Genomic DNA, 23359 nt, shown 5'->3' with positions numbered 1-23359 from the left:
TCCGGGCAGACGAGTAACCGCGTAGCGGTACGCCTACGACAGCCGTACCCGCAGCCGTACCCGCGCCGCTCCGGCTGTGGGCAGTCGTTCCGCAGGGCGGAACGGGTGGGCACAGCCTGCAACGCCGGGCCCCGGCTCAACACGCTCCAACCTCAACGCCGAGCCCACCCGCACTCACACACCCGCATCCGCGCCCACTACACGCCTCAGCTGGCCGTGGACGAAGAAGAAGCCGACGCACTCTTACAAGTGGCCTGCTTGGCCATCGCCTTCCCCACGTCCCCCTCCTCCAACGTCTTCAGCGCGTCGTTCCCGCTCTGCCCCAGCTTGTCCAACGACGTCGCGATGTCCTTGAGACCGTCCGCGAACTTCGCCTGATCCTTGGTGTCGAGCTTGTCGACCTGCGCCTTCAAGGAGCCGTACGACGTCGCGATCCCGTCGAGCTCCTTCACCGCGTCCGTCTGCTTCTTCGCACCGTCGTCGACATCCGGCGCCCCGGCCTTCTCCACGGCGTCCCCGATCGCCTTGTAGGCGTCGGACATGTCCTGGAACGCCTGCGCGTCGGTCTTCTGGACGTCCTCCGGAGTGCTGTTGTCCGAGGTCTGCTGCTGGATCGCGGCGTTCGCGGCCTCGATCTTCTTGGCCTGCGGCTGCACCGCGTCGCACACCTGCTTGGCCCAGGCATCCAGCTTCTCGTTGCTGTCGTCGCTGCTGCATCCCGACAGCGCCAGTACCAGTACCGCACCGCCGGACAGCGCGGCCGTGAGCTTCTTGTTCACCGGATTGGTCCCTTCCATGGCTCTCGGCCCCGGAACATACACGCCGCGCACACGTCAGCCGTATGCCGGTCGTCCACTACAGACGCTTTTGAAGCCATTTGCACCAGGCGAGAGAAGGCTCACGAAAAGGGCGCACACACACGAGGGCGGGCGGTCGACGCGTCAACGCGCGCCTCCCGCCCGCCCCTTGGGCCGACCTGGTCGGACCGTGTCGTGGGACCGCCTACGAAACCACCGCGGGATCCGGCGACTTGGCCGTCTGGTCCCCGTCCTCCTCCTCGTCGCCCATGGTGATCCCGCGCCGCTTGGAGATGTAGACCGACCCGACGATGACCAGGAACGCCAGGACCGCGATCGTGATCCGGACGCCGAGATTCTTGTCGGCGCCGTAACTGAACTTGATGACCGCGGGCGCGATGAGCAGCGACACCAGGTTCATCACCTTCAGCAGCGGGTTGATCGCAGGTCCAGCGGTGTCCTTGAAGGGGTCACCGACCGTGTCGCCGATCACGGTGGCGGCGTGGGCCTCACTGCCCTTGCCGCCGTGGTGACCGTCCTCGACGAGTTTCTTGGCGTTGTCCCACGCGCCACCGGAGTTGGCGAGGAACACCGCCATCAGCGTGCCCGCGCCGATCGCGCCGGCGAGATACGAGCCGAGCGCGCCGACACCGAGCGTGAACCCGATGAAGATGGGCGCCATCACGGCGAGCAGACCCGGTGTGGCCAGCTCCCGAAGAGCGTCCTTCGTACAGATGTCGACGACTCGCCCGTACTCCGGCTTCTCGGTGTAGTCCATGATCCCGGGGTGCTCGCGGAACTGCCGCCGCACCTCGTAGACCACCGCTCCCGCCGACCGCGAGACCGCGCTGATCGCCAGCCCCGAGAAGAGGAAGACGACCGCGGCGCCCGCGATGAGCCCGACGAGGTTGTTGGGCTGCGAGATGTCCATGGAGAGGGTCAGTGGCGCACCCGCCCCGGTGAGTTTCTCGCCCACGTCCGCCACATTCGTGGTGATCGCGTCCCGGTACGACCCGAAGAGCGCCGACGCGGCCAGGACGGCGGTGGCGATGGCGATGCCCTTGGTGATGGCCTTGGTGGTGTTGCCGACCGCGTCCAGGTTGGTGAGCACCTGCGCGCCTGCGCCCTCGACGTCGCCGGACATCTCCGCGATGCCCTGCGCGTTGTCGGAGACCGGCCCGAAGGTGTCCATGGCGACGATCACGCCGACCGTGGTGAGCAGGCCGGTGCCGGCCAGCGCGACCGCGAACAGCGCGAGCATGATCGACGTACCGCCGAGCAGGAAGGCACCGTAGACGCCCAGGCCGATCAACAAGGCGGTGTAGACGGCCGATTCGAGACCCAGCGAGATTCCGGCGAGAACGACGGTGGCGGGCCCCGTGAGCGAGGTCTTGCCGATGTCGCGCACCGGGCGGCGGGTGGTCTCGGTGAAGTAGCCGGTCAGCTGCTGGATGACGGCCGCCAGCACGATGCCGATCGCCACCGCGACGACCGCGAGGATCCGCGGATCGCCGTCCTTGGCCCGGATCGCGGCATCGGTGACGCCATCCAGGTCCGAGTACTTTCCGGGCAGGTAGACGAAGACGGCCACCGCGACCAGTACGAGCGAGATCACCGCGGAGATGAAGAAGCCGCGGTTGATCGCGGACATGCCGCTGCGGTCGGTCCTGCGCGGGGCGACCGCGAAGATGCCGATCATGGCGGTGACGACGCCGATCGCGGGCACGATCAGCGGGAAGGCCAGTCCGGAGTCGCCGAAGGCGGCCTTGCCGAGGATCAGCGCGGCCACCAGGGTCACGGCGTACGACTCGAAGAGGTCGGCCGCCATGCCCGCGCAGTCGCCGACGTTGTCGCCCACGTTGTCGGCGATGGTCGCGGCATTGCGCGGGTCGTCCTCCGGAATGCCCTTCTCGACCTTGCCGACCAGGTCGGCGCCGACGTCGGCGGCCTTGGTGAAGATGCCGCCGCCGACACGCATGAACATCGCGATCAGGGCCGCGCCGAGGCCGAAGCCTTCGAGCACCTTCGGCGCGTCGGCCGCGTACACCAGCACCACGCACGAGGCGCCCAGCAGACCGAGCCCCACCGTGAACATGCCGACGACGCCGCCCGTGCGGAAAGCGATCTTCATGGCTTTGTGCGAGACGGTGATGAGATCCTTTTCGGGTTCTCCCTCCGCCGGGGTCGCTTCCCGGGCCGCCGCGGCGACCCGCACATTACTGCGCACGGCGAGCCACATGCCGATATAGCCGGTGGCCGCCGAGAAACCCGCGCCGATCAAGAAGAACACCGATCGTCCGGCGCGCTGATTCCAGTCGTCCGCGGGCAGCAGCATGAGCAGGAAGAAGACCACGACGGCGAATACGCCCAGTGTGCGCATCTGTCGGGCCAGATAGGCGTTGGCGCCTTCCTGGACCGCCGACGCGATCTCCTTCATCTTGTCGGTGCCCTCGCCCGCCGCGAGCACCTGGCGTACCAGGACGCCCGCGACCACGAGCGCGGCCAGGGCGACCACCGCGATCACGATCACGATGACCCGGTTGCCGTCGGTCAGTACCGCTGCTGCGAGGGTTGTGGGGTGATCCAACTGCTGAGGGGTAGAAAGCCCCGCCATTCGTCCTCCTTGACGCCTGTGCTGAGCTCAAGATGTGGACGGATTCTAGGTACCCGCACCTGATCAAAACAGAGCGCGGTAAACGGAATTAGCCTTCACATGCCCTACAGCAAATGATCGACAACACGCCACGGAACCCGAATGGAGTAATGCCCCGAAGGCATTGACGCCTGCGTCGGCGCTTGATCGAATTATCGGGCCATTGATCGTGAATAGATTCACGAATTCCCGGGGTGCGACTGAAAAACACCAAGGGCCCTGCTCAGCAGGGCCCTTGAAGATCGTACGAGAGTTAGTTCAATGGCTGAACTGGGGTGAACTCAGGAGAGGACCGCGGCCGGCGGCGTGGTCGGCCAGGTCATGCGGATCAGTCCGCCGTGCTCTCCTGCGGTCACCTCGACATCGTCGACGAGCCCGCTGATGACAGCGAGACCCATCTCGTCCTCCTCGATGTCCACATCGTCGCCCGCCGATCCCGAAGCGCTGTCACCGGGGGCCGCATGCGGCGCCTCGTCGCCGACCTCGATGGAGAACTGCTTCTCCTCCTCGATCAGCAGCACCTTCACGGGGGCGGTGATGCCACCGCTCTGGTGCAGCCCCACGGCACGGGTACAGGCCTCGCCGACCGCGAGTCTGACCTCGTCGAGGACGGCCTCGTCCACTCCGGCCCTGCGCGCCACCGCTGCCGCCACCAGTCGGGCGGTCCTGACGTGCTCGGGCAGCGCGCTGAAGCGGAGTTCAACGGTGGCCATGCATCCCCCTAAGACTTCGGGCGTGCTGTCGGGGGACCGGGCCGCCGAAAGCCCGGACCCCCTGTTGGTACTTCTTCCGTCCTGGAGCGGTCCTTTCCCGCTCCGTGGGACGGTGGTCAGTCGGTGGCCGCCACCGCTTCCTCGACCGAGGTGTGGATCGGGAACACCTTGGTGAGGCCGGTGATGCGGAAGATCTTGAGAATGCGCTCCTGGTTGCAGACCAGGCGCAACGAGCCCTCATGGGCACGCACCCGCTTCAGGCCGCCGACCAGCACGCCGAGCCCGGTGGAGTCGAGGAAGTCGACGCCCTCCATGTCGACGACGAGGTGGAAACTCCCGTCGTTCACCAGCTCGACCAACTGCTCGCGCAGCTTTGGCGCGGTATATACGTCGATTTCTCCACCGACCTCGACGACCGTACGATCGCCGACGGTACGGGTCGACAGGGACAGGTCCACGGATCCTCCAGCACCTTGCTATCGAGCGGTCGCCCCTCGGGACACCTCGGCAGAGCCCCCGGAACGGATCGCCAGCCGCGATGGCATTCAATCACTTACCGGCAGGCGTGCACGACGCCTTGGTCCCATTGTCCGTCACGCCAGTGACACACTCGGTGCCGATGGCCAAGAATCATCGATCCGACAGATCCCCGACGGACCCCGTTTCCCGGCTCTCGCCGGGCACGGTCCTGGGCCGACTCGCTTCCGGGCCGAGCCGGGCCTCGCGCATCACTCATACGGAGCACTTGCCCCCACGTGAGGGCCGTCATGCCGTCTGGCCTGACCGGATTCGTTCGGAAGTCATCGCCGCCGTCCAGTCGGCCGGTATCGAACACCCCTGGGCCCACCAGGCACGGGCCGCCGAGCACGCCCTGGACGGCGAATCCGTGATCGTCGCCACAGGGACTGCTTCCGGCAAGTCGCTGGCCTACCTGGTCCCGGTGCTCTCGACCCTCCTGGACGGCTCCGAGGCCCCGAACGGCCGCGGCGCCACCGCTCTCTACCTCGCCCCGACCAAGGCGCTCGCCGCAGACCAGCGGCGATCCGTGAAGGAACTTTCACAACCTCTGGGAAATGCGGTACGTCCCGCCGTGTACGACGGTGACACCCCGTTCGAGGAACGCGAGTGGATCCGCCAGTACGCGAACTATGTCCTGACCAACCCGGACATGCTCCACCGCGGCATCCTCCCGTCCCACCCCCGCTGGGCCTCCTTCCTGAAGTCGCTGAAGTACGTCGTCATCGACGAATGCCACACCTACCGCGGCGTCTTCGGCTCGCACGTCGCCCAGGTCCTGCGCCGACTGCGCCGCCTCTGCGCCCGCTACGGCTCCTCCCCCGTCTTCCTGCTGGCCTCCGCGACCGCCGCTGAGCCCTCGGTCGCAGCGCGCCGCCTCACCGGCCTCCCGGTGGTCGAGGTGGCCGACGACGCCTCACCGCGCGGTGAACTGGTCTTCGCCCTCTGGGAACCCCCGCTCACCGAACTGCACGGCGAGAGAGGCGCCCCGGTCCGCCGCACGGCCACCGCCGAGACCGCCGACCTGCTGACCGACCTCACCCTGCAGGGCGTGCGCTCGGTCGCCTTCGTCCGCTCCCGGCGCGGCGCCGAGCTGATCGCGGTGATCGCCCAGGAGCGCCTCGCCGAGATCGACCGCTCCCTCGCCCGGCGCGTCGCCGCCTACCGCGGCGGCTACCTCCCCGAGGAACGCCGCGCCCTCGAACAGGCCCTCCACTCCGGCGAACTCCTCGGCCTCGCCGCCACCACCGCCCTCGAACTCGGCATCGACGTCTCGGGGTTGGACGCCGTCGTGATCGCCGGCTACCCGGGCACCCGTGCCTCCCTGTGGCAGCAGGCGGGCCGCGCGGGCCGCTCAGGACAGGGCGCGCTGGCCGTCCTGGTCGCCCGCGACGACCCCCTGGACACCTACCTCGTCCACCACCCCGAGGCCCTGTTCGACCAGCCCGTCGAATCCACGGTCCTCGACCCCGACAACCCGTACGTCCTCGCCCCGCACCTGTGCGCGGCCGCGGCCGAACTCCCGCTCACCGACGACGACCTGCCCCTCTTCGGCCCCGCCTGCGAGGAACTGCTCCCCCAGCTGGAGGCCGCGAAGCTCCTGCGCCGCCGGACCAAGGCCTGGCACTGGACCCGCCGGGAACGGGCCGCCGACCTGGCCGACATCCGTGGCGAAGGCGGTCGCCCGGTCCAGATAGTGGAAGCCGGTACGGGCCGCCTCATGGGCACGGTCGACGCGGGCTCGGCCCACACGACCGTCCACGAGGGCGCGGTCCACCTCCACCAGGGCCTCACCTACCTCGTGCGCTCCCTGGACCTGGAGGACTCGGTGGCCCTGGTGGAGCAGGCCAACCCGTCCTATTCGACGGTCGCCCGCGACACCACCGCCATCTCCGTCCTGTCCACGGACACCGAGATCCCCTGGGGCGACGGCCGCCTGTGCTACGGCTCCGTCGAGGTCACCAACCAGGTCGTCTCCTTCCTGCGCCGCCGGCTCATCACCGGCGAAGTCCTGGGCGAGACCAAACTCGACCTCCCTCCTCGTACGTTGCGCACCCGCGCGGTGTGGTGGACGGTCACCGAGGACCAGCTCGACGAGGCCCGGATCAACCCGGAGATCCTCGGCGGCGCCCTGCACGCCGCCGAACACGCCTCGATCGGCATGCTCCCCCTCTTCGCGACCTGCGACCGCTGGGACATCGGCGGAGTCTCGGTCCCCCTGCACCCCGACACCCTGCTCCCCACGGTCTTCGTCTACGACGGCCACCCTGGCGGCGCGGGCTTCGCGGAGCGCGCCTTCCACACCGCCGCCGCCTGGCTGACCGCCACCCGCCAGGCCATCGCCTCCTGCGAGTGCGAGGCCGGCTGCCCGTCCTGCATCCAGTCCCCCAAGTGCGGCAACGGCAACGATCCGTTGCACAAGCGGGGGGCTGTGCGCCTTCTCACGGTGCTGCTTCGGGGAGCGCCGGAGGAGAAGGCCGGGGAGGAGGGGGAGGTTAGGGCTGAGGCTGAGGCTGAGGCTGAGGCTGAGGCTGAGTCTGGGGCTGGGGCTGGGGAGCGGCCTGGTGAGCAGCTCCTGGAGGGGGCGGTGGTGGAACCGGGCCCGGGAGACCTGCCGGTGGAGGGGGCGGTGGTGGAACCGGACCCGCGAGACCTGCCGGTGGAGGGACCGACGCCGGGTCCGGACCCGCAGGCCCCGCCCGTGCCCTGACCTCCGCCGCGAACGGACCCCGCCCCGACGCCGCCGTCACGTCCGAGGTATCGCCGACGATCGCGCACCGCACGAGCCGGGTGCCCTGCGCACGGGCCACCTCGTCCGCCCGGGCGCAGGCCGCCGCGGCACCCTGCGCCCAGTGGTCCGCCGCCGCGAGCGCCGCGAGATCCGCACCGCCGGCCGCGCGATGCCGGGTCACGACGGCGTGCCCCATCGCGAGCACGATCCCGAACACCACGCACAGCACCGCGATGGCACCGAGGCTCCAGACGGTGGCGGAACCCCGATCGGCGTCCGCCGGCATCACTGTCCTGCTCCTCATCCCCCGACCCCCACCGTCTCCTCCGCGTCCGCCACGGCCTCCTCCCGCACTTCGAAAGGCAGACCGCTCAGCGCCGGCGGCTTGGCCACCACGGCCACTCGAACCCGGTCCCCCTCCCGGCTGACCGTGACGCTCGCACCGCCCGGTGCCACCCCACGGGCCACCTCCGCCACCGCGTCGGCCGGATCCTGGCGGGCAGCGGCGCGGGCTCCCGCACGCGCCGCGTCCACGCACTGGATCTGCGCGGCCACCACCAACAGCCCCCAGACCAGCCCCATCGCGAAGAGCACCAGCACGGGCAGCACCACGGCCGACTCCGCCGTCACGAACCCCCGGTCCGCGCCCTCCTCACGGCCGCTCCTTCTTCCGCGCTCACATCCCCGCATTGAGCGCCCTCTTCACGATGCCCTGCAGCTCGGCGCTCACCTCCCCGCTGGTCACCACCTTGTAGAGGACCACCGCGAAGGCCACCGCGGCCACGATCCCCATCGCGTACTCCGACGTCACCATCCCGGCATCCCGTCGCGCCGCCCACGCCCCGCACACCAGGGCACGCAGCCGCGCCCGCATCACCTTGTACATCTCAACCCCCGTGAGGAATCAGTCCTGTTGACGTTCTGTGTCTTGCTGCGGCGCTGGTCGGCGCCGCGCTTCTCGGTGCAGGCCCTCCGGCCTACCAATCTCGTCCGCCAGCGACGGCTACTCGCCCCTCGTCACCCACCACCCCCTCCCAGCACCCCACCCGCCAGCCCGATCACCACGGGCAGTACGCCGACCGCGATGAACGCGGGCAGGAAGCACAGCCCCACCGGCACGGTGACCATCACGGCCGCCCGTCTCGCCCGCGCCGTCGCGGAACGCGTCCACTCGGCGCGAGCCTCCGCCGCCAGCCGGGCGACCGGCCCCGCGGCGGGGAGCCCGGACACATCGGCGCGTTCCAGCAACCGGGCCAGAGCCCCGGCGCCGGGCAGCGCGGCCAACCTCCGCCAGGCCTCGGCCGGTTCCCCACCGAGCCGCACCTCCGCCGCACCCCGAGCGAGCGCCTCCCCGACGGGCCCACCGAGCGCCTCGCCCACCGCCTGAGCGGCGACCACGGGACCGGCGCCCGCGGCGATACAGGCGGCCAACAGGTCGGACGAGAGAGGCAATTGACGCGCCGCCTCACCTTCGTCGTACGCCCGCACACCACCCGCCGCCGACTGCCGCTCCCGCCACCACCACAGCCCGGCCGCGAAGACCAGCCCCGCGACGACACCGGCCACACCCCCGACCAGCACCCACCCGGCGCACCCCACCGCCACCAAGGGCAACTGCCGCCACGCCCCCGCCCGCACCTCGCCCCACGGACGCCCGGACGTCAGCTCCGCAGCGGCCAGCAACTCGGCCACCCGCCGCCGCACCCTCCGCTCACGCCGAACCCCTTCGACCCACCGCAACAGCCACCCCAGGACGAACAACACCCCCAAGGTCACCCCCACCCTGTGGACAACTTCCGCACTCACACCGCCCAGCCCCTTCCGCACTCCAGCCCCACTCCCGACACCACGCCGCCACCTCTCGCCCACGTCATACGGCCGCCCTCACACCGCCTCCTGATCACGCCCGCTCCCGCCCTCACACCGCCTCCGCCCCCTTCACGATCCGCATCGCCCACCACATCCCGACCCCCTCCAGCACGCCCCCGACCACCAGGCACCCCAACCCCGCGCCGGTGTGCAGCAGGACGTGCAGGGGGTCGGCGCCCAGGGCCACGCCGAGCAGGAGGCCCAGGACCGGCAGGCCGGCGAGCATCACGGCCGTCGATCGCGCGCCGGCCAACTGGGCGCGAAGGTCGGCACGTTGGTCCCGTTCCGCACGCAACGCCCCTTCGAGCCGGTCGAGTCCGGCCGCCAGGCCCGCCCCCTGACCGACCGCCACCCGCCAGCACGCGGCCAGGCCCAGCAGGCCCTCCGCACCCGGTTGCCGGGCCGCCGCCGCGAGCGCCCCGGGGACGTCGCCGCCGAACCGCGCCGCCGCCAGCACCGCGGCCTGCCCGTCCCCGAGCCCGCCGGAGTCACGCGCGGCATGCAGCAACGCCTCCCCCGGTTGCCGCCCCGCCCGCACCTCCCCGGCGACCGCCCCGCACAGCGCGATCACCGCGTCCGCCCGGTGCTCCCGGGAACGCCGAGCCTCGCTCGCCACCCGCACCCGCCGCAGCAACGGCACCCCAGCCGCCCCCGCAACGAGCGGCAACACCGACCCACCCAGTACAGCCACCACCAGCCCGGCAACCGGCGCCCACCACTCAGCACCCAGCCGCCCCCGAAGCCGCCGCAACTCCCCCAACACCTCCCGCCAGAACGGCAGCCCGCTACCTACCGCCCCGCCGCCCGCCAACAGCAACTGCGCCCGCCGGGCCCCCGACTGCCGCTCGCCCAACAGCCACACGACCGCACCGGCACACACCAGGGCCGCCCCCATCGCCGTCTCCGCCATCCCGATCCCCGCCATCCCCGCCTCCGTCACCACGGCTTCCGTCACCACGGCCTCCGTCATCCCCGCCATCGCCGCCTCACCCATCACGTCCCCCATCGATGAACCCGCCCTCCAACAACCCCCGCAACCGCTCCCACCCCCGCTCGTACACAAACGCCGCCTCCCCCCACCGCAGCGCCGGCACCGTCCGCACCAACCCGGACTGGTCCCGCTCCAGCACATGCACCTCAGCGATCCGCCGCCGTCCGGTCCGGTCGCGCACGAGATGCAGGACCACCGCCAACGCAGCCCCCAACTGGCTGTGCAGCGCCGCCCGATCGAGCCCGGCCGCCGCGCCGAGCGCCTCCAACCGCGCCGGTACGTCCGCGGCCGCATTGGCGTGGACCGTGCCGCAGCCGCCCTCATGGCCCGTGTTCAACGCGGCCAGGAGATCCACTACTTCGGCTCCGCGCACCTCCCCCACGACCAGCCGATCGGGTCGCATCCGCAGCGCCTGCCGGACCAGGTCCTGGAGGGTGACCAGGCCCGCGCCCTCCTGGTTGGCGGGTCTGGTCTCCAGTCGGACCACGTGTGGATGGTCCGGCCGCAACTCCGCCGAGTCCTCCGCGAGCACGATCCGCTCGCCGGGCCCGATCAGTCCCAGCAGCGCGCTCAAGAGAGTCGTCTTGCCGGTGCCGGTACCCCCGCTGATCAGGAAGGACAGCCGTGCCTCAAGGAGCGCCCGCAGCACCCGGTCCCCGCCCGGCGGCACCGTGGCCGCCGCGACCAGTTCGTCGAGCGTGAAGGCCCGGGGCCGTACAACCCGAAGGGCCAGGCAGGTGCAGCCGACGGCCACGGGTGGCAGCACCGCGTGCAGACGCGTCCCGTCGGGCAACCGTGCGTCCACCCACGGCCGGGCGTCGTCGAGTCGGCGTCCGGCCACCGCCGCCAGGCGCTGCGCGAGCCGACGTACCGCCGCCGCGTCCGGAAAGGCCACGGAGGTCAACTCCAGTCCGCCGCCCCGGTCCACCCAGACCCGGTCCGGCGCCGACACCAGCACGTCGGTCACCGACGGATCGGTGAGCAACGGCTCCAGCGGACCGCTGCCGACCAGTTCGGACCTCAACTGCTCGGCCGCCCCCAGGACTTCGGCGTCCCCAAGCACCCGACCCTGCTCTCGCAGCGCCTGCGCCACCCGCGCGGGAGTCGGCTCGGCCCCACTCTCGACCAGCCACTGCCGCACCCCGTCGAGCAGCCCGGACGGAATCTCAGGCGCAGCCACCGCAGCTGCCGACCAGCCGTCCGACCCACCGCTCGACCCCCACGGCGCTCCCGAGGAAGTCCGGGGCGCCACCCTAGAAGAAGCCCGCGAGGGCGCCCCTGAGGAATCCCGGGACGGCAGCCCCGGCGAGGTCCGCGACGGCACTCCCGCCGACGCCTGCAATGGCGCTCCCGGCGCCGTCCGGAACGGCACCGCCGACGCCGCCCGGAACGACATCCCCGTAGGCACCTCATCCGGCACCCCCGCCGACGCCCAGGAAGGCACCCGCGCAGCCACTCCCGCAGACACCCGCACCGCGCCAACCGCCGAACCGTCTCCGCCCCCGCTTCGGCCCCCAACCCCGCCTCGACCTGCGCCCCCGCCTCGGCCCCCAACCCCGTCTCGGTCTCCGCCCCCGCCTCGGCCTCCCTCGTCCCGGCTTCCACCGCCTCGGCCCCCGCCGCCTCGGCCCGCGCCTCCCCCCCTGCCCATCTGCCCAACCCCCGACCCTGAACCCGTCCTCACGCGCTCCCCACCTCCAGCAACGCCCGCTCCCAGAACTCCTTGCAGAACCGCGCCAGCGGACCGCGCCCCGCCCCACCCGGCGGCGCCTTCGCCTCGCCCGCGCGCCGCAGTCCCGACTCGACGGGCACCTCGCCCGCCAGTGGCAGGCCGAGCAGCCTCGCCACCTCGCGGTCGTCGAGCCCCGGTGCGTACGGCCCCCGTACCGCGACCCGCAGATCGCGCAGGACCATCCCCACCGCCGAGGCCACCCGGCCGGCCGCCGCTACGGCGCGCAGTTCGCCGGGGACGACGAGGAGCCCGAGGTCGAGCTGGGCGAGGGCCTCGGCTACGCCGTCGTCGACGCGGCGCGGCAGATCGACGACGACCGTGCCGCCCCGGCGTCTGGCGGCGGCGAGCACCGCCCGCACGGCCTGCGGCGGGATGGCGACGCAGTCGCCGCGGTCCCAGCTGAGGACCCGCAAGGAGTGGAGTTCGGGCAGCGACTCCTCCAGGGCGCCGCCGCCGACCCTCCCGCGGGAGGCTGCGAACGCGGGCCAGCGCAGCCCTTCCGCGGTCTCGCCGCCGAGGAGCACATCGAGTCCGCCGCCGAGCGGATCGGCGTCCACCAGCAGCGTCCGCAGCCCCTCACGCGCGGAGGTGACGGCGAGGGCGCACGCGAGCGTGGACGCTCCCGCTCCGCCGCGGCCACCGATGACGCCGACCGTGAGGGCGGGGCGTCCGACGCCCTCGGCCACGTCCGCGATGCGGTCGACCAGCCACTGCTCCCCGTCGGGCAGCATCAGGACATGGTCGGCGCCGATCTCGACGGCCCGGCGCCAGACCCCCGAGTCGTCCTGATCGCGCCCGACCAGCACCACTCCACGCCTGCGGGCGGCTCCGCGCACCCGCCGCGCGGCGTCGTCGCCGACCAGTACGAGCGGCGCGGCCTCCCAGCCGCCCGCGCGCTCCGGCACCGAGTGGTGCACCTCCGGCGTCGCGCCGGCCGCGGCGCACAGACGCAGCAGGTCGTCGAGCAGACCCACGTCCTCCGTGACGATCAACGGTCCGGCCTGCCGCCCCGAGGCGGCGGGCGGTGGTTCGTGTGTGACGGCTCCGGCCACGATCTCCATCCCCCTTCGCTGCATCTCTCGCGCAGCCCCTGCGGCCACGCGATTCCCAAACGCGTGAAGAACCGGTGAGAGGCCCTCCATATGAACGGCCGATAGGAACCGGCCAAACCCGCCCGACAAACCGCGGTTCCGGTCATGAACTCGGTGCCGGCGGGACGCGTTTGAATCACGGTGCAGCGATCCTGAAAATCTTGTGGATCTTGGTCGAAATCTGTGGACAACTCGAAGCCTGTGAATATCGCCGTCACCCATACCGGTGAGGCCTGTACCAATGCCTGTACCGCGGCCCCGGCCGCCCCGGACTGCCCAGGAAACCCTCCGCAGAGCAGCCCGACGGCTACGCACAGTGACGGATTGCGGACATGCGAAAGAGGCGGCCGCAGCCGCCTCGACACGGCCGAACGACCGCCTACAACAAGGGAGAAACCCACCCGGACATGCGACGACCCCCACCGGGGGGGAGAGTGGGGGTCGCCTTCACGGCCGACTCGGGGGGGGGAGGAGCCGGACCGCGTTAGCACGGTCGCGAACGATCCGTGACTTCCATGGTGTACCCGAAGGCCCTCTCAGGCAAACCCACGCGCCACACCTTACGCCGAATGGGCTGCGCCTATGCTCGGGGTCGTGGAAAACCACTCGTTGCCCCGCACAGCCGCCTTCTTTGACCTGGACAAGACGGTCATTGCGAAGTCGAGCACGCTCACGTTCAGCAAGTCGTTCTACCAAGGCGGCCTGATCAACCGCAGGGACGCCCTGCGGAGCGCCTATGCCCAGTTCGTCTTCCTCGTCGGCGGTATGGACCACGACCAGATGGAGCGCACACGGGAGTACTTGTCCGCACTGGTTCGCGGCTGGAACGTTCAACAGGTCAAGCAGATCGTCGCCGAGACGCTGCACGACCTGATCGACCCGATCATCTACGACGAGGCCGCCTCCCTCATCGAGGAGCACCACACCGCCGGCTGGGACGTCGTCATCGTGTCGACGTCGGGCGCCGAGGTGGTCGAGCCCATCGGTGAACTGCTCGGCGCGGACCGAGTGGTGGCGACCCGCATGGTCGTCGGCGAGGACGGCTGCTTCACCGGAGAGGTGGCGTACTACGCGTACGGCCCGACGAAGGCCGAGGCCATCAAGGAGCTGGCCGAGTCCGAGGGGTACGACCTGGAGCGCTGCTACGCCTACAGCGACTCGGCGACCGACCTGCCGATGCTGGAGACGGTCGGCCATCCGCACGCCGTGAACCCGGACCGGGCGCTGCGGCGCGAAGCACTCGCGCGCGGGTGGCCCATTCTCGATTTCCACCGCCCGGTGCGGCTCAAGCAGCGCATCCCGACGCTCTCCGTACCGCCCCGCCCGGCGCTCGTCGCGGCCGCGGCGATAGGTGCCGCGGCGGCCACCGCGGGCCTGGTCTGGTACGCCAGCCGACGTCGGGCGGCAACTGCCTGATCACGCCGCCCTTTTTGGACCTGATTGAGAGTAAAAGTAAAGAAGCACAGCCGGGGGTTCCGCTTGCTTCGGTCCTGGAGTACAAAGGGATTACCGGCCCGCGAAGCCAAGGACATCCGAGAGGATCACCTTCATTAATCGCATTTGGCCCCACGGACCGCGCATGAACACAGGGCACCCACGCGACGTCGACCCGTCGATTACGGGCCAGCCGCACCAGGTGACGGGCCACGTTCCCGACCTGATGGGCAATATTTCGAGGACGCTTGGTAACCCGGTGAACATGCCAGCGGCGGTACGAATCCTCGTACCGCCGCAACTCTTGTCCGGGAACTCCAAGAACGCCGGAAACTCCGAAAGTTCCGCGAACTCCCAGGCCCCGCAGGCTCCTTACGCCGCCCCGCGCTGAAGCGCCTCGCACACCGCCGTCGACTCGCGCGCACCGAGTTCGGCCGATCTGCCGCAGTGGGCGATCCACGCGCCCATCCCCTCCGGGGTGCCGGAGACGTATCCGTCGAGCGCCGCGAGGTAGGCCGCGCGGCCCTGCTCGGCGTGGCCGACCTCCGCGGGGCACACGGACTTCGGGTCGAGGCCGCTGCCCACCAGGACGATGCGTTCGGCCGTGCGCGCGATGAGGCCGTTGTGCGAGGTGAAGGGGCGCAGGGCGAACAGTTCGCCGTGCACGATCGCCGCCGTCACCAGGGCGGGCGCCGAACTGCCCTTGATGATCAGCTCGGAGAGGCCCTCCAGGCGTCCGTGCACCTCGGCCGCGTCCGGCAGCGGCAGTTCGACGAGCGGCTCGTCGACCGGCTCCCCCTGCTGCCGCGGTCGTCCGACCGTGTCGTCGGAACTCGCGGCGGCCACCAGGTGCAGCCGGGCCAGCACCCGCAGCGGCGACTGCCGCCAGATGGACAGGAGTTGACCCGCCTCGGCGGTCAGCCGCAGGGCGGCGCCCACCACACGCGCGTCCGTGTCGCCGCTGAAGTCGGTCCGCCTGCGCACCTCTTCGAGCGCCCAGTCCGCGCCGGACAGCGCCGCGGAACCGCGCGCGCCGCGCAGTGCGGCCTCGGAGGTGATCTCGTTGCTGCGGCGCCGCATGATCCGGTGCCCGTAGACGCGGTCCACGGACTTGCGCACGGACTCCACGGACTCGGCCACGCCGGGCAGTGCGCCCAGGGCCGCGAGCGGATCAGCGGTCGCGCCTGTCGTACTCATGAGTACGACCCTACGCACCCTGGGCGCGGGCCCCACGAAGGAGTGGTCTTCTTCACGTACGCCTGACACCTACAGCTACCTCCCGACTACCCTTCGTGAACATGAAAATTGCTTTCGTCGGGAAGGGCGGCAGCGGCAAGACGACCCTGTCCTCCCTGTTCATCCGCCACCTCGCGGCGGCCGGCTCGCCGGTCGTCGCGGTCGACGCCGACATCAACCAGCACCTGGGTGCCGCGCTGGGCCTTGACGACACCGAGGCGGCCGGGCTGCCCGCGATGGGTGAGCGGCTGCCGCTGATCAAGGACTACCTGCGCGGCTCCAATCCGCGTATCGCGTCCGCCGAGACGATGATCAAGACGACCCCGCCCGGCGAGGGCTCCCGGCTGCTGCGCGTGGGCGAGGACAACCCGGTGTACGAGGCCTGCGCGCGGCCGGTGGAACTCGACGGCGGCGCCGTCCGTTTGATGGTCACCGGCCCCTTCACGGACGCCGACCTGGGGGTCGCCTGCTACCACTCCAAGACGGGAGCGGTGGAGCTGTGCCTGAACCACCTGGTGGACGGGCAGGGCGAGTACGTCGTGGTGGACATGACGGCGGGCTCGGACTCCTTCGCCTCCGGCATGTTCACCCGCTTCGACATCACGTTCCTCGTCGCCGAGCCGACCCGGAAGGGGGTCTCCGTCTATCGCCAGTACAAGGAGTACGCCCGTGACTTCGGCGTCGTACTGAAAGTCGTCGGCAACAAGGTGCAGGGGCAGGACGATCTCGACTTCCTCCGCGCCGAGGTCGGGGACGACCTGCTGGTGACCGTCGGGCACTCGGACTGGGTGCGCGCCATGGAGAAGGGCCGGCCGCCCCGGTTCGAGCTCCTGGAGGACGTCAACCGCCGTGCCCTGCGCACCCTTCAGGTCGCCGCCGACGCGACGTACGACCTGCGCGACTGGGAGCGCTACACGCGCCAGACGGTGCACTTCCATCTGAAGAACGCGGCCTCTTGGGGCAACGAGCGCACCGGGGTCGACCTGGCGGCGCAGGTCGACCCCGGATTCGTGCTCGGCGAGGGGCTCACCACCGCCGTATGAGGGGCTCACCACCGCCGTGTGACGCTCGCGCGCGACGACGGCCGAGCCCGCCGGCGACGGCTACTGCTTGGCCGCCGGCGCTCCGGGCACGCCCTTCGGGGCGGGGGCGGGGCGGCCCGACAGGAAGGACGCCCAGCCCTGCTTCGGGGCCTCGCCGACGTTCAGGCCGTGCAGCTTCGCCAGGATCTGCGGGTCCTGGGCGTCCAGCCAGTCGGCCAGCTGCCGGAAGGACACACAGCGCACGTCGGGCTTGTTGCAGACGTTCTCGACGACCTCGTCGACGGCACGCATGTAGGTGCCGCCGTTCCAGGACTCGAAGTGGTTGCCGATGACGAGGGGCGCGCGGTTGCCGTCGTAGGCGCGGTGGAAGCCCTTGAGGAGGCCGTCGCGCATCTGGTCGCCCCAGTACTGGAACTTGTCGGGGTCACCCTGGGTCTGCGTACCGGACTGGTTGACCATGAAGTTGTAGTCCATGGTGAGCTGCTCGTAGGAGTGCCCGGGGAAGGGCACGAGCTGCATGGACAGGTCCCACAGGCCTTCCTTCTTCTTCGGCCAGAGCTGGTCGTTGACACCGCTGGTGTCGTAGCGGAAGCCCAGCTCACGGGCGGCCTTCATGAAGTTCTGCTGGCCTTCGAGACACGGCGTGCGGGCCCCGACGAGCTCCTTGTCGTAGTCGAAGGGGAGCGCGGCCGCCTTCTTCATGCCGGTGTTGGTCTTCCAGGACTTGACGAACTGCTTCGCCTGGGCGATCTCGTCCTTCCACTCCGCGACCGACCACTCGCCGACGCCACCGTCCTTGCCGCAGAAGTGGCCGTTGAAGTGGGTGCCGATCTCGTTGCCCTCCAGCCACGCCAGGCGCAGCTGCTTGACGGTGTCGGCGATGCCCTTGGTGTCGTTGAAGCCGATGTCGGAGCGGCCCGGTGAGTGCTGCGGCGGCTTGTACTCGTCGCGCTTGTCCTCCGGCAGCATGTACACGCCGCTCAGGAAGTACGTCATCGTCGCGTGGTTGGCCTTGGCGACCTTGCGGAAGTGGGAGAACAGCTGCTGGCTGTCCTCGCCGGCGCCGTCCCAGGAGAAGACGACGAACTGCGGGGGCTTCTGGCCGGGCTTGAGCCGCTCCGGCCTGGGCAGATGCGGCTGCGCCCCGGTGTACGAGGTGGAGCCGTCGCCGATCAGCCGGACCACGTTCTTCGGCGGCTGGGCCGGCTTGGCCTTCTGCGGACCGGGAGCACCTGTCCTGGAACTGTCGGAGCCGATCCCGCAGCCGGCGAGCGACGCGGCACAGACCGCGGCGATCACGGCACCCGCGGCGATCCTCTGGGTGGCGGCCATGTTCCGCCCACCTTCTTCCTTCTCTCAGGCCAACGCCGCTGAGGGCGTTTTCTGGTGATGTGCCGGGAAGGCCCGGCAGCGCCGCCAAGGTCGCACGGGGCCGAGAAGGAATTAGTACGACAAGCCGATCAAATAGTTGCTTCGCTCTTCCGGGTGACTTATAGGGCTATTTGCCAGGAAAGTTCATGCCTAGCCTTTACTCTGCATTACGATTCGTTTACCGAGCGTTGATTTCATCCCGCCGCTGCACGCCGTGACCCACGGCCGCGACCCGACCCCGCCACCGACGGGGACCCCTGTTCCGCGACCGCGCTGCCCCGGAGGAGACGGGAAACATGTCAGCCTGCGTACGTACTCACGCCACCGACCGCCACTCGACCCGTACCGAGCGCACCCACCGACCCCACAGCCCGCCCCCGACCCCGCCCCGCCGCTTCCGGCTCGCGGGCGCCGACGTGTCGGCCTCCATCGCGGTCTTCCTGATCGCCCTTCCGCTCTCCCTGGGCATCGCCCTCGCCACCGGAGCCCCGCTCCAGGCGGGCCTGGTCGCCGCCGCCGTCGGCGGTCTCGTCGCCGGCTGGCTCGGCGGCTGCCCGCTCCAGGTCAGCGGCCCGGCCGCCGGGCTCACGGTGGTCACCGCCGACCTCATCCAGCGCTACGGCTGGCGCACGACCTGTGCCATCACGGTCCTCGCCGGTCTCGCCCAACTCGGCCTCGGCTGCCTGCGCGTGGCCCGCACCGCGCTCGCCGTCAGCCCCGCCATCGTGCACGGCATGCTCGCCGGCATCGGCGTCACCATCGCCGTCGCCCAGCTGCACATCGTCCTGGGCGGCACCCCGCAGAGCTCCGTCCTAGCCAACCTCCGTGCCCTGCCCGCCCAGTTGGCGCGGCTGCAGCCGGCCGCCGTGTCGGTGAGCGTGCTGACGCTGGCCCTGCTGCTGCTCTGGCCGCGGATCCCGGGCCGGGTCGGACAGCTGCTGCGCAAGATCCCCGCCGCGCTCGTCGCGGTCGCCGGCGCCACCACCGCCGCCTCGCTCACCGGCCTCAGCCTGCCCAAGGTCGACCTGCCGTCCTGGAGCAGCCACGCCCTGGCCGGACTCCCCGAGGGCCCGGTGCTCGGCATCACCGCCGCAGTGCTCACCACCACGCTGGTGTGCAGCGTGCAGTCGCTGCTCGGCGCGGTCGCCGTGGACAAGATGATGGCCTCCCGGCCCGGTCTCACCGCCCGCGTCGGCCGCTCCCGCCTGGACCGCGAGTTGCTCGGCCAGGGTGCCGCCAACATCGTCTCCGGCGCCCTCGGCGGACTGCCGGTCGCCGGAGTGGCCGTACGCAGCGCGGCGAATGTCAACGCGGGTGCCGTGAGCCGGAACTCCACGCTGCTGCACGGCGTTCTCGTAGTGATCGCCGCGCTGCTGATGGTCCCGATCCTGGAGCTCATCCCACTCGCTTCACTCGCCGCCCTGGTGATGGCCGTCGGCATCCAGATGGTGTCCCTGCACCACATCCGCACGGTGACCCGCCACCGAGAAGTGCTGGTCTACGCCGTCACCACCCTCGGCGTGGTCGTCTTCGGCGTCCTGGAGGGCGTCACGCTGGGGATCGCCGTCGCCGTGGCCGTCGCCATGCACCGCCTCGCCCGCACCCGCATCACCCACGAGGAGAAGGAAGGAGTCCATCACGTCCAGGTCCGCGGCCAGTTGACGTTCCTCGCGGTGCCGCGCCTCAGCCGGGCCCTGCATCTCGTACCCCAAGGCGCGCACGCCGTCGTGGAGTTGGACGGCTCGTTCATGGACCACGCGGCGTACGAGTCCCTGCACGACTGGCAGAGCACGCACACCGCGCAGGGCGGCTCCGCCGAACTGACCGGGCGGCGTACGGGCACGCGCGTCGCCGGGGCCGCCGTCACCGGAGCCGGGAGCGAAGCGATCCCGACCGGTGAGCAGACGGCCTCCCCCGGCTGCCGCTGCCGACCCTGGACACCTTGGCGCAACCACCAATGCGAACCCCTGGAGTCCGCGCCGCCGAGCGGACACCCTGGTGCGGCAACCGACAGCTCCGCACCCGGCAGCTCCAAGTCCGGCACCTCCAAGCCGGGCGACACCAGCACCGACCCCGACCCCGACCACAGCACCAGCACCAGCACCAGCACCAGCACCTCAGGCAACGGCGTCGGCAGCGGTGGGCGCCAACTCGCCCAAGGCATCAGCGCGTTCCAGCGCAACACCGCTCCGCTCGTGCGGGGCGAGCTGGCTCGGCTGGCGAAAGAGGGACAGCGGCCCTCGCAGCTCTTCCTCACCTGTGCCGACTCGCGGCTGGTGACCTCGATGATCACCTCCAGTGGTCCGGGCGACCTGTTCGTGGTGCGCAATGTGGGCAACCTCGTCCCGCTGCCCGGCGACGAGGGCGGCGACGACTCGGTGGCGGCCGCGATCGAGTACGCGGTGGACGTGCTGAAGGTGCGGTCCATCACGGTGTGCGGGCACTCCGGGTGCGGGGCCATGCAGGCGCTGCTCAACTCGGAACCGGGGGCAGCGCGTACGCCGCTCAAGCGGTGGCTGCGGCACGGGTTGCCGAGTCTGGAGCGGATGGCCGACGACGGCAGACCGTGGGCGCGGCTCGCCGGGCGGGCGCCGGCCGACGCCGTGGAGCAGCTGTCGCTGACCAACGTGGTCCAGCAGTTGGAGCATCTGCGGGCGCACGAGTCGGTGACGCGTGCGCTGCGGGACGGGGCGCTGGAGCTGCACGGGATGTACTTCCACGTGGGCGAGGCACAGGCCTATCTGCTGACCGAGGGGACTCCGAAGAACGGGGAGAACACGGAGAACCAGGACGAGGTGTTCGACCACGTGAGCGCGGCGGACCTTCCGGCCTGAGCCTCCGCCCGGACCCTCGCCTGAACCCCCCTCACCCGGCGTCCGTGGCTATGGACAACCCCTGGCCGCACAAGTCCGATGACAGGTCTAAACCAATTCCAGGTCGACTCTTGTCATCGGACCCCCGGGTCTGATGAGCTGGCCCGGGACACAACGGACACCCTGGGAAAGGCAGATGCCGTGAGCAACGAAAGCCTGGCCAACCTGCTGCGGGAGGAGAGGGAAGTATGAGTGAGTCGTCCTCCCTCTCCAACCTGCTCAAAGAGGAACGCAGGTTCGCACCCCCCGCGGACCTGGCGGCGAACGCCAACGTCACGGCGGAGGCGTATGAACAGGCCAAGGCTGACCGGCTCGGCTTCTGGGCCGCGCAGGCCCGTCGGCTGACCTGGGCCAAGGAACCGACCGAGACGCTGGACTGGTCGAACCCGCCGTTCGCCAAGTGGTTCAAGGACGGCACGCTCAACGTCGCGTACAACTGCGTGGACCGCCATGTGGAGGCCGGGCTCGGCGACCGGGTCGCCATCCACTTCGAGGGCGAGCCCGGCGACAGCCGCGCGATCACCTACGCCGAGCTCAAGGACGAGGTCTCCAAGGCCGCGAACGCCCTGCTGGAGCTGGGAGTTCAGAAGGGCGACCGGGTTGCCGTCTACATGCCGATGATCCCGGAGACGGCGGTCGCGATGCTCGCGTGCGCCCGCATCGGCGCCGCCCACTCGGTGGTCTTCGGCGGCTTCTCGGCCGACGCGCTCGCGACCCGCATCCAGGACGCCGACGCCAAGGTCGTCATCACGACCGACGGCGGCTACCGGCGCGGCAAGCCGTCCGCACTCAAGCCGGCCGTCGACGAGGCGGTCACCAAGGTCGACAACGTGGAGCACGTGCTCGTGGTCCGCCGTACCGGCCAGGAGGTCGCCTGGGACGGCGAGCGGGACGTGTGGTGGCACGAGATCGTCGAGCGCCAGTCGGCCGAGCACACCCCCGAGGCCTTCGACGCCGAGCACCCGCTCTTCATCCTGTACACGTCCGGTACGACGGGTAAGCCCAAGGGCATCCTGCACACCTCCGGCGGCTACCTCACCCAGGCGTCCTACACCCACCACGCCGTCTTCGACCTCAAGCCGGAGACGGACGTGTACTGGTGCACAGCCGACGTCGGCTGGGTGACCGGCCACTCGTACATCGTCTACGGGCCGCTGGCCAACGGCGCCACCCAGGTCATGTACGAGGGCACCCCGGACACCCCGCACCAGGGCCGCTTCTGGGAGATCGTGCAGAAGTACGGGGTGACGATCCTGTACACGGCGCCCACGGCCATTCGTACGTTCATGAAGTGGGGCGACGACATCCCCGCGAAGTTCGACCTGTCCTCCCTCCGTGTCCTCGGGTCCGTGGGTGAGCCGATCAACCCCGAGGCGTGGATCTGGTACCGCAAGCACATCGGCGGCGACAAGGCCCCGATCGTCGACACCTGGTGGCAGACCGAGACCGGCGCCATGATGATCTCGCCGCTGCCGGGCGTCACGGCGACCAAGCCCGGTTCCGCGCAGACCCCGCTGCCCGGCATCTCCGCGACCGTCGTCGACGACGAGGCCAACGAGGTCCCGAACGGCGGTGGCGGTTATCTGGTCCTGACCGAGCCGTGGCCGTCGATGCTGCGCACCATCTGGGGCGACGACCAGCGCTTCCTCGACACGTACTGGTCGCGCTTCGAGGGCAAGTACTTCGCCGGCGACGGTGCGAAGAAGGACGACGACGGCGACATCTGGCTGCTCGGCCGGGTCGACGACGTGATGCTGGTGTCCGGCCACAACATCTCGACCACGGAGGTCGAGTCGGCGCTCGTCTCGCACCCGGCCGTCGCCGAGGCGGCCGTCGTCGGTGCCGCCGACGATACGACCGGGCAGGCCATCGTCGCCTTCGTGATCCTGCGCGGCACGGCGAACGCCGAGGACGAGAACCTGGTCAACGACCTGCGCAACCACGTCGGCAGCGTCCTCGGCCCGATCGCCAAGCCCAAGCGGGTGCTGCCGGTCGCGGAGCTGCCGAAGACCCGCTCCGGCAAGATCATGCGCCGCCTGCTGCGTGATGTGGCCGAGAACCGTCAGCTCGGCGATGTGACGACGCTGACCGACTCGACGGTCATGGACCTCATCCAGGCCAAGCTGCCGGCCGCGCCCAGCGAGGACTGAGCAGGAGCAGTACGACCGTAAGACGTACGACCGTACGAGGGGCGCCCGGTGCGAAAAGCGCCGGGCGCCCCTTTTAGGTAAACTAAGCAAAACTGCGTGACCCTCAAGGTGTGCCGGGAAGTCTGGTCGGCGAACGGTTCAACCCTGCCCACCACCCGG

General features: G+C 70.5%; 17 protein-coding genes and 1 pseudogene. 5 read left to right on the top strand and 13 right to left on the bottom strand.

Annotated elements, in window-relative coordinates; translation table 11 throughout:
- Positions 1-206 precede the first annotated feature (206 nt).
- The 4 genes from ACWDR3_RS05585 to bldG form a co-directional block, all read right to left on the bottom strand.
- Positions 207-797 (bottom strand): small secreted protein, encoded by a 591-nt coding sequence (locus ACWDR3_RS05585; RefSeq protein WP_450351016.1) that lies wholly within the window; start codon positions 795-797, stop codon positions 207-209.
- 205 nt (positions 798-1002) lie between these two features.
- Positions 1003-3411, bottom strand: coding sequence for a sodium-translocating pyrophosphatase (locus ACWDR3_RS05580; RefSeq protein WP_450351015.1), 2409 nt, complete (start codon positions 3409-3411; stop codon positions 1003-1005).
- A gap of 320 nt (positions 3412-3731) precedes the next feature.
- A complete protein-coding gene (locus ACWDR3_RS05575; protein ID WP_123998665.1) occupies positions 3732-4163 on the bottom strand; it encodes an ATP-binding protein in 432 nt (143 codons plus the stop codon).
- Between the two features lie 116 nt (positions 4164-4279).
- Positions 4280-4621, bottom strand: coding sequence for an anti-sigma factor antagonist BldG (gene bldG, locus ACWDR3_RS05570; protein WP_003975386.1), 342 nt, complete (start codon positions 4619-4621; stop codon positions 4280-4282).
- Positions 4622-4701: 80 nt separating this feature from the next.
- On the opposite strand from bldG, the gene ACWDR3_RS05565 reads away from it, so the two are divergent.
- Positions 4702-7389 carry a DEAD/DEAH box helicase gene (locus tag ACWDR3_RS05565; protein WP_450351014.1) on the top strand — a complete coding sequence of 896 codons (2688 nt, stop codon included), beginning with the start codon at positions 4702-4704 and terminating at the stop codon, positions 7387-7389.
- Positions 7390-7429: 40 nt separating this feature from the next.
- On the opposite strand, the pseudogene ACWDR3_RS05560 reads toward ACWDR3_RS05565, so the two are convergent.
- From ACWDR3_RS05560 to ssd, 7 genes and pseudogenes are all read right to left on the bottom strand, one after another.
- Positions 7430-7696 (bottom strand): annotated as a pseudogene (locus ACWDR3_RS05560) (Rv3654c family TadE-like protein); the annotation flags it as partial.
- 14 nt (positions 7697-7710) lie between these two features.
- Positions 7711-8100: a TadE family type IV pilus minor pilin gene (locus ACWDR3_RS05555; RefSeq protein ID WP_450351013.1), complete on the bottom strand. Its 390-nt coding sequence runs from the start codon at positions 8098-8100 to the stop codon at positions 7711-7713.
- Positions 8087-8296 carry a DUF4244 domain-containing protein gene (locus tag ACWDR3_RS05550; RefSeq protein WP_450351011.1) on the bottom strand — a complete coding sequence of 70 codons (210 nt, stop codon included), beginning with the start codon at positions 8294-8296 and terminating at the stop codon, positions 8087-8089. The genes ACWDR3_RS05555 and ACWDR3_RS05550 overlap by 14 nt, the downstream gene beginning before the upstream one ends.
- A gap of 131 nt (positions 8297-8427) precedes the next feature.
- On the bottom strand, positions 8428-9216 hold the full coding sequence (locus ACWDR3_RS05545; protein ID WP_450351009.1) for a type II secretion system F family protein: 789 nt from the start codon (positions 9214-9216) through the stop codon (positions 8428-8430).
- A 112-nt stretch (positions 9217-9328) separates the two neighbouring features.
- Positions 9329-10174, bottom strand: coding sequence for a type II secretion system F family protein (locus ACWDR3_RS05540; protein WP_450351034.1), 846 nt, complete (start codon positions 10172-10174; stop codon positions 9329-9331).
- A 91-nt stretch (positions 10175-10265) separates the two neighbouring features.
- Positions 10266-11450 (bottom strand): TadA family conjugal transfer-associated ATPase, encoded by a 1185-nt coding sequence (locus tag ACWDR3_RS05535; RefSeq protein ID WP_450351007.1) that lies wholly within the window; start codon positions 11448-11450, stop codon positions 10266-10268.
- A 500-nt stretch (positions 11451-11950) separates the two neighbouring features.
- Positions 11951-13063, bottom strand: coding sequence for a septum site-determining protein Ssd (gene ssd, locus ACWDR3_RS05530; RefSeq protein ID WP_450351033.1), 1113 nt, complete (start codon positions 13061-13063; stop codon positions 11951-11953).
- 612 nt (positions 13064-13675) lie between these two features.
- On the opposite strand from ssd, the gene ACWDR3_RS05525 reads away from it, so the two are divergent.
- Complete coding sequence (locus ACWDR3_RS05525; RefSeq protein WP_450351005.1) at positions 13676-14509, top strand: HAD family hydrolase; 834 nt, start codon at positions 13676-13678, stop codon at positions 14507-14509.
- A gap of 390 nt (positions 14510-14899) precedes the next feature.
- On the opposite strand, the gene ACWDR3_RS05520 is transcribed toward ACWDR3_RS05525, so the two are convergent.
- A complete protein-coding gene (locus ACWDR3_RS05520) occupies positions 14900-15724 on the bottom strand; it encodes an oxidoreductase (RefSeq protein WP_450351004.1) in 825 nt (274 codons plus the stop codon).
- Positions 15725-15825: 101 nt separating this feature from the next.
- On the opposite strand from ACWDR3_RS05520, the gene ACWDR3_RS05515 reads away from it, so the two are divergent.
- Entirely contained in the window at positions 15826-16806 is a 981-nt protein-coding gene (locus ACWDR3_RS05515; RefSeq protein WP_450351003.1) for an ATP-binding protein, read from the top strand.
- 60 nt (positions 16807-16866) lie between these two features.
- Here the strand turns inward: ACWDR3_RS05515 and ACWDR3_RS05510 are convergent, their stop codons facing one another.
- Positions 16867-18138 (bottom strand): hypothetical protein, encoded by a 1272-nt coding sequence (locus ACWDR3_RS05510; RefSeq protein WP_450351002.1) that lies wholly within the window; start codon positions 18136-18138, stop codon positions 16867-16869.
- Positions 18139-18473: 335 nt separating this feature from the next.
- Here ACWDR3_RS05510 and ACWDR3_RS05505 point away from each other — a divergent pair, with 335 nt between their 5' ends.
- Both ACWDR3_RS05505 and acs read left to right on the top strand, forming a co-directional pair.
- A complete protein-coding gene (locus tag ACWDR3_RS05505; protein WP_450351000.1) occupies positions 18474-21011 on the top strand; it encodes a bifunctional SulP family inorganic anion transporter/carbonic anhydrase in 2538 nt (845 codons plus the stop codon).
- A gap of 227 nt (positions 21012-21238) precedes the next feature.
- Complete coding sequence (acs, locus tag ACWDR3_RS05500; protein WP_450350999.1) at positions 21239-23200, top strand: acetate--CoA ligase; 1962 nt, start codon at positions 21239-21241, stop codon at positions 23198-23200.
- The last annotated feature ends 159 nt before the right edge of the window (positions 23201-23359 follow it).

It is taken from the genome of Streptomyces sp. NPDC001002, from assembly GCF_053599215.1.
This window is presented reverse-complemented; position numbering and strand designations above follow the sequence as displayed.